7 protein-coding genes are annotated in these 6,660 nt (G+C 41.7%); 1 reads left to right on the top strand and 6 read right to left on the bottom strand.

From position 1 onward, the window contains the following. Positions 1–52 precede the first annotated feature (52 nt). The 4 genes from ACZFYI_RS13335 to lpdA all read right to left on the bottom strand — a co-directional run bounded on the left by ACZFYI_RS13335 (position 53) and on the right by lpdA (position 3,974). Positions 53–1,069 (bottom strand): threonine aldolase family protein, encoded by a 1,017-nt coding sequence (locus ACZFYI_RS13335; protein WP_462524621.1) that lies wholly within the window; start codon positions 1,067–1,069, stop codon positions 53–55. A 9-nt stretch (positions 1,070–1,078) separates the two neighbouring features. Beyond that, positions 1,079–2,038: a glycerophosphodiester phosphodiesterase family protein gene (locus ACZFYI_RS13330; RefSeq protein WP_462524620.1), complete on the bottom strand. Its 960-nt coding sequence runs from the start codon at positions 2,036–2,038 to the stop codon at positions 1,079–1,081. Next, entirely contained in the window at positions 2,031–2,483 is a 453-nt protein-coding gene (locus ACZFYI_RS13325; RefSeq protein WP_462524619.1) for a DUF2721 domain-containing protein, read from the bottom strand. Before ACZFYI_RS13325 ends, ACZFYI_RS13330 begins: the two co-directional genes overlap by 8 nt. A 90-nt stretch (positions 2,484–2,573) precedes the next feature. Continuing rightward, positions 2,574–3,974 (bottom strand): dihydrolipoyl dehydrogenase, encoded by a 1,401-nt coding sequence (gene lpdA, locus ACZFYI_RS13320; RefSeq protein WP_462524618.1) that lies wholly within the window; start codon positions 3,972–3,974, stop codon positions 2,574–2,576. A 394-nt stretch (positions 3,975–4,368) separates the two neighbouring features. Between lpdA and fabG the strand changes: the two genes are divergently transcribed. Continuing rightward, positions 4,369–5,115 carry a 3-oxoacyl-[acyl-carrier-protein] reductase gene (gene fabG, locus ACZFYI_RS13315; protein WP_462524617.1) on the top strand — a complete coding sequence of 249 codons (747 nt, stop codon included), beginning with the start codon at positions 4,369–4,371 and terminating at the stop codon, positions 5,113–5,115. A 134-nt stretch (positions 5,116–5,249) separates the two neighbouring features. Here the strand turns inward: fabG and ACZFYI_RS13310 are convergent, their stop codons facing one another. Continuing rightward, entirely contained in the window at positions 5,250–6,164 is a 915-nt protein-coding gene (locus ACZFYI_RS13310; protein ID WP_462524616.1) for a hypothetical protein, read from the bottom strand. Positions 6,165–6,199: 35 nt separating this feature from the next. Then, on the bottom strand, positions 6,200–6,660 hold a 461-nt coding region (locus tag ACZFYI_RS13305), incomplete at its 5' end, for a hypothetical protein (protein WP_462524615.1).

Here is a 6,660-nt window from a genome sequence, read left to right as displayed (position 1 = left end):
TCTCTCACTATTTCTGCTCTAATTATTTCAACCTATTTCGCAAAGCATATTTCTACCTTATTTCCCTGATCCTTTTTCCAAACTCTTCCAATCCCTCGTCCCCAAAATCCAGGTGTGTCACAAACCTGATCTGGTCTTTGCCGAATCGGACAGCTTTGATTCCTGCAATATCTAACTTCTGAAGCATTTCGGCTGGGGTGATGTCTTTTAATCTCGCGATGACGATATTGGTGACAACGGGAAAAACCTCAGATACCCATTGATGTTTTTCCAAGATTTTACCTAATTCCTTTGCCCTATCGTGGTCTTCTGTCAACCTTTTGACTTGGTGATCTAAGGCATAGATTCCAGCAGCTGCCAAAAATCCTGCTTGGCGCATCCCTCCACCAAAAGCTTTTCTGACTTTTCTAGCACGCTTGATATCTGATTTGGTTCCCAAAAGGACTGAACCTACAGGACAACCCAAACCTTTGCTCAGGCAAACAGAAATGGTATCGAACATCGGACCCCAAGACTTGGGAATTTCTCCGGTGACAGCCAAGGCATTGAATATGCGCGCTCCATCCAAGTGCAATTTGATCCCATACTTTTCGCAAAGGGCTTTGATGGGCTTGATTTCTTCCAAAGTATAAATACTTCCACCCCCTTTGTTCATGGTGTTTTCCAAAGAAACCAACCTCGTCTCCGGCGCATGTACATCATCAGGACTGATGGCATCAGCAATGTCGGCAGGACTGATTTTACCATACTCTCCCTCCAAAAGTTTGACAGAAGCATGGGAATTTGACATGATGCCACCCCCTTCGTAAAGGTAGATATGGGAATATTTGTGGCAGATTACCTCGGTTTGCGGTCCTGTATGAAGCCTGATCGCAATCTGATTGGTCATGGTGCCTGATGGACAAAAAAGCCCAGCTTCCATCCCAAACATGTCAGCCAATTTCTGCTCCAAAGCATTGACAGTCGGATCCTCACCAAAAACATCATCACCCACTTGTGCTGACCACATGGCTTCAAGCATGCCTTTGGTAGGCTTGGTAAGGGTATCACTTCTTAGATCTATAGTCATTTTTCTATTTTATTTCTTCTGCATTTCAAAGTATTTACTTTTCGAACTTTTCTCAGGAATCAAAGACATTATCGCCTCCGCAGCTTCGATCGGACGATCGGTGGCTAGAATATCTGCTCCTTTATTGACAAAATCAACATAAAGCTCATCTCCTCTTGCCACCGCACTTTTATCAAGGTTGCCCAATACACCCAAAATCGTAAATACTCCCAACCCATGAAGCTGGGCATTAAACTCAGGACTTCTTTCCGAAGTACCTGTAAATGCAATCCATTGGTCAACTGGAATACCTGAATCTTCAAATCTTTTTAATTCCTCCTCATTGCGAATTGTAACAGAAAGCATCAAGTCAGGATGCAGGCGATGTATTTTTTTTGCCGCATCTACACTGTAGGTGATGACAGCTGCATAAGGTTCTGCATTGTGCTTTTTGATCGCATCAACGACCATTTCGAAAGGAACTTCACGCTTGACATCTACAGTAAACAACGCTTTTCCTTTTCCCCAAGCCAATGCCTCTTCCAAAGTCGGCACCTGAAAACCGGTTTCATTTCCTTCATTGTCTACCAATTTCAGCTTCCTGATTTCTTCAAAAGTAAGGTCAATGACTTTACCGGAACCGGTAGTAGTTCTCTCCAAAGTATTGTCATGCATGAGCACCAAAACTGAGTCTTTGGAAAGCGCAACATCAAATTCTATGATGGAAGGGGTATGTTTGATGACGTTTTGGAAAGTCTCAATTGCATTCTCCGGAAAACCCGGATATGGCCCGCCACGGTGCGCACTGACCAATGGAATTCGGTCTGAAGTCCAAGAGTAAAATTCCTTGGCCTCAGTAATTGATCCCACCAAAATTCGGAATTCGGTAGATTCTTGATTGGATTCTCCTTTTCCTGATTTTGTGGATTGACAGGAAAAAAGGATAACCCCTAGGATGAAGATTGTAATGACATTATAAAATTTACTCATCGTTTTTATCTTTTTTGAACCAAAAATCAAGGCTGCTTTTTCTCTTTTCGAAGATGTTTTCCATGTCCTGCAACTCCAACTTGAGCGCTTGGGTGGATATGAATACTTCTACCAAAGATATCCCCAAAGAAACAAGCAATGTCAGCATACTCGTGATGAACACATAATCAGCAGCCGGCTGTATTTCCATAAATATGAGAAACATGCAAACCACGCAAAGGAAAAAACTCAATACCCCGCACAACTGCATGTATTTGATCATGCTGAGACGTCGCTTAAGGTTATGAATTTGTTCAATGATAATTTCCTGATCGGGGTTTTCCAGATATTTTTTATGAAGTCCGCGAATCAGACTTGCAACGGCCAAAAACCTGTTGGTAAAAGCGAGCATCATCAAGGTGATGGCAGAGAAAAGTAAGGCTGGAGTGGATATTTGAAGTTCCATGATTTCTTGAAGTTATAAAAGATTTATGCTTTAAAACAAAAACCCGAAAAGGCTTTCGGGTTTTTTCAATCTTTGCAAAAGAAATCTCTATCAGAGGTGAATCACCTCTCCATAAGCCTGTGCTGCAGCTTCCATGATGGCTTCTGACATCGTTGGATGTGGATGCACTGTTTTGATCAAATCCATACCTGTAGTCTCAAGTTTTCGGATAGCAACGATCTCAGCGATCATTTCGGTCACATTGGCACCTATCATGTGAGCGCCCAAAAGCTCTCCGTATTTGGCATCAAAAATCAACTTCACAAAACCGTCTTTGGCTCCGGCAGCTGATGCTTTTCCTGAGGCAGAAAAAGGGAACTTGCCCACTTTCACTTCATAGCCTGCTTCTTTTGCTTTGGCTTCAGTATATCCTACTGAAGAAATCTCAGGAATACAATAAGTACAGCCCGGGATATTGTTGTAATCAAGCGGTTCAGGATGATGATTGGCAATTTTCTCTACACAGATGATTCCCTCAGCTGAGGCAACGTGCGCCAAAGCCGGTCCTGTAGTCACATCACCGATGGCATAATATCCAGGCATATTGGTGCGGTAATATTCGTCAGTTTTGATTTTGCCACGCTCAACCAAAATTCCGACGTCTTCCAGGCCGATGTTTTCAACATTAGATACAACCCCTACCGCTGAAAGAACCACATCACATTCGATGACTGTTTCTGCCCCCTTCTTGTCTTTTACGGTTACCTTACAGCCTTTACCTTTGGTATCCACTGCAGTCACCTCGGTAGAGGTCATGATTTTCAATCCGTTTTTCTTATAGATTTTTTCCAAAGTTTTGGAAACCTCCTCATCTTCATTTGGCACAATCCTGTCCATAAACTCTACAATGGTCACTTCTGTGCCAATGGAGCTGTACACATAGGCGAATTCGACACCGATAGCTCCTGAACCTACCACAACCATTTTTTCAGGCTTCTTTTCCAAAACCATGGCTTTGCGATAGCCAATTATTTTTTCGTTGTCGATTTTTACAGCAGGAAGTTCGCGTGCACGGCCTCCTGTTGCGATGATGATATGGTCTGCGGCATAGACGGTTTTTTTACCTTCGCTGTCTGCAACTTCGATTTTTTTGCCGGGCTGTACTTTTCCCCAGCCTAAAAGTTGGTCGATTTTATTTTTTTTCAGTAAAAACTGAATCCCTTTGGACATGCCTCCCGCTACATCACGGCTTCTTTTGACCATGGCCGTGAAATCCACTTCTGCATCTTTTACCTTGATTCCATAATCTTCGGCATGGTGGATATATTCAAAAACCTGGGCACTTTTGATCAATGCTTTTGTTGGGATACAACCCCAATTGAGGCATATTCCACCGAGTTCAGCAGCTTCTACTACTGCGGTTTTCAAACCCAATTGGGCAGCACGGATCGCCGCTACATACCCACCCGGACCGGAGCCCAAAACAATCACATCATATTTTGTTGAAGACATATTCTTACTATTTAATATTAAAATAAGCTTCGCAAAAATAGGGCTTTTAGGCTGAGAAAAAAATCAGAATCAGACATAAGATGAGAGATTTGAGACAGGAGACTTTCCTAAATAAGATTCATTTAAAAAACCAAAACTAATTTGATTGGGTCAATATTTTTTTCTTTTACCGCAAAGAGGGCAAAGGTTTCGCTATGTACGCAATGAAAAATTTTAGAATTCTTCAATTTGAGATGATAAAATTCAATTTATTTCAAGTATCGAAAAAAACCTGATGCATTCATCATTAAACATTATTCACCCCTTCGCGTCTTCGCGTCTCTGCGTGCACAATCATTGAAAAAAAAAATCCTTATTTTTGGGTTTTTAACAGAAACCAACCAAAGAAAATAACATGGGATTATTAAGCGGAAAAACAGCTCTGATCACCGGGGCATCCAAAGGAATCGGTAAGGCAATCGCCGTAAAGTTCGCCCAAGAAGGTGCCAATGTGGCCTTTACTTACCTTTCAAGTGTAGAAAAAGGGCAGGCTCTTGAAGCAGAACTGACTGCATTCGGTATCAAAGCGAAAGGCTACCGTTCAGATGCCTCTGATTTCAAAGCTGCTGAAGAGCTAGTAAATGGCGTCGTGACAGAATTCGGCAGTTTGGACATCTTGGTCAACAATGCAGGCATCACACGTGACAATCTCCTGATGAGAATGACCGAGGAAGCTTGGGATGAAGTCATCGGAGTCAACCTCAAATCCTGTTTCAATACTGTCAAAGCGGCTACCCGCCCCATGATGAAAGCCAAGTCAGGTTCCATCATCAACATCACTTCCGTCGTCGGCATCAAAGGAAATGCCGGTCAGGCCAATTATGCAGCTTCCAAATCCGGCATTATAGGCTTTACCAAGTCGGTCGCACTTGAATTGGGCTCAAGAAACATCAGGGCAAATGCCGTGGCCCCGGGATTTATCGAAACGGAAATGACAGCGGTATTGGATGAGAAAACTGTCCAAGGCTGGAGAGACGGCATTCCGATGAAGCGGGGCGGTCAACCGGAAGAAGTTGCCAATGCCTGCGTATTCCTGGCTTCGGATATGAGTTCGTATATCTCAGGACAAGTCATCCAAGTGGATGGAGCGATGTTGACTTGAGAAGCGGGAGACTAGAGGCTAGAACCGAGAAAGTAAAAAATTTAGAATTTTGAAAGTTCAAAAACCCTGAGCGGACTATCCCGGTCAGGGTTTTTTTAATGGTTTTTGTAAACAGGGAATAATCTATAGCCGGCTTATTGAACCGAAGGGGTTTCCTGTCCAAAGTCAATCCCCATTTCCAGGAGGTAATTTTTCAACAACTCATCCGATAATAGTCTTTTGTTTTGACTCCAGTGTTTTGGATAATTGGATAGGGCGTTTTTTGCGTGGAAAATTGCTTTCTCAGGATTTCCGGTTTTATCATAAATCAATGCGGCCAAAAATTGATTGAAATAAAAATCCCCATATTCAAAAGATCGCTCAATATATTGAAGAGCAGCTACCTCATTTGATTCTGACAACAAAAAGTCTTCCCACTTTGCTGTTTGAGTCTTGCTGAAATCCAAACTATCCGGAATTTCAAATTGGTGATAGGCTAGCATGGTTTCTGAGAGCATGGTGAGGGATTCCTTATTTTTTGGGTACATCTTGTTATTAAAATAGGTGGAAAACAAAAAAGGAGTTTGGGTTTTTGGACCCATCCCTTTTTTGGCAGCCTTCATAACCCGCTTTTCAATTTTTCTACTTCCGGTAAAAATATATTTTATCCTGCCTTCATGGTCAAAAATGAAGAAATTAGGAAAAACAAAATAGTTTGTAAATATCGTTTCCTCATTGTTTTCTTTGATTTTATACCCTTCATCAATCCCTGTTTCGAAAAGTTCAGACATGGTTTCGGCCTTCAGACCTTCGGGGTGGCCATATGCCACACTGATAAAATTTTGGTTGATAAAATCTCCTGCCTCCTTGCTGTTCCCCAATGAATGATAGGCCAACAAAGAATATCCACAGTGGGTCGTTCCAAACATAACCAATACATGTTTCTGATCTATGGCGGCTTGCTCGAACGCCTCCTTGAGTGAAATCGCCTGAAAGTTGACCCCTTGCCCATAGCTATATATTGGAAGGAGAATGAAAGAAATTGAAATTAAAAGTGTTTTTAATGACATAAGTTTAAAGGTGTTTTCTAGTAACAATGGACATTTCATTTTTTTACCTTCGACAAGTCGATGCGATAAAATTCATATTGGTCTTCATTGGCTTGTTGTGGCTTATTTATAAACAATCCCCTCGATGTCAAAAACCAATTTTCTAAATCCAATTCATGTTCAAAGTCAAAAAAATATTCCCCAAGGGGTTCCCAATCTCCGGAGAAAAAGGACAAAACATAGTGTTTGGTTCTTTCAAATCTAGATTCCCCATCCCCTGATTCATGAGTTTTGGAAGCTCTTATGAATAGATCATTTGATGGATCGTGAAGTAAGAAAATGTGGGAAGAAGCTTCTTTAGAGGTGGCAAAAACAGTAAATCCTTCACCCCATGGCATTGCTTTTCCAGAAATGTAAGTGAAATTAATTCCGGATTTTGGAGTCAACTCCTCCTCAAGAATTAAATCATTCAACTTATAAATAGTATCAGAATATGGCCAAGACAAATAATAGTAGC

It is taken from the genome of Aquiflexum sp. (assembly GCF_977115555.1).
The sequence above is the reverse complement of the archived record's forward strand: the minus strand, read 5'-3'. Positions and strand labels throughout refer to the sequence as shown.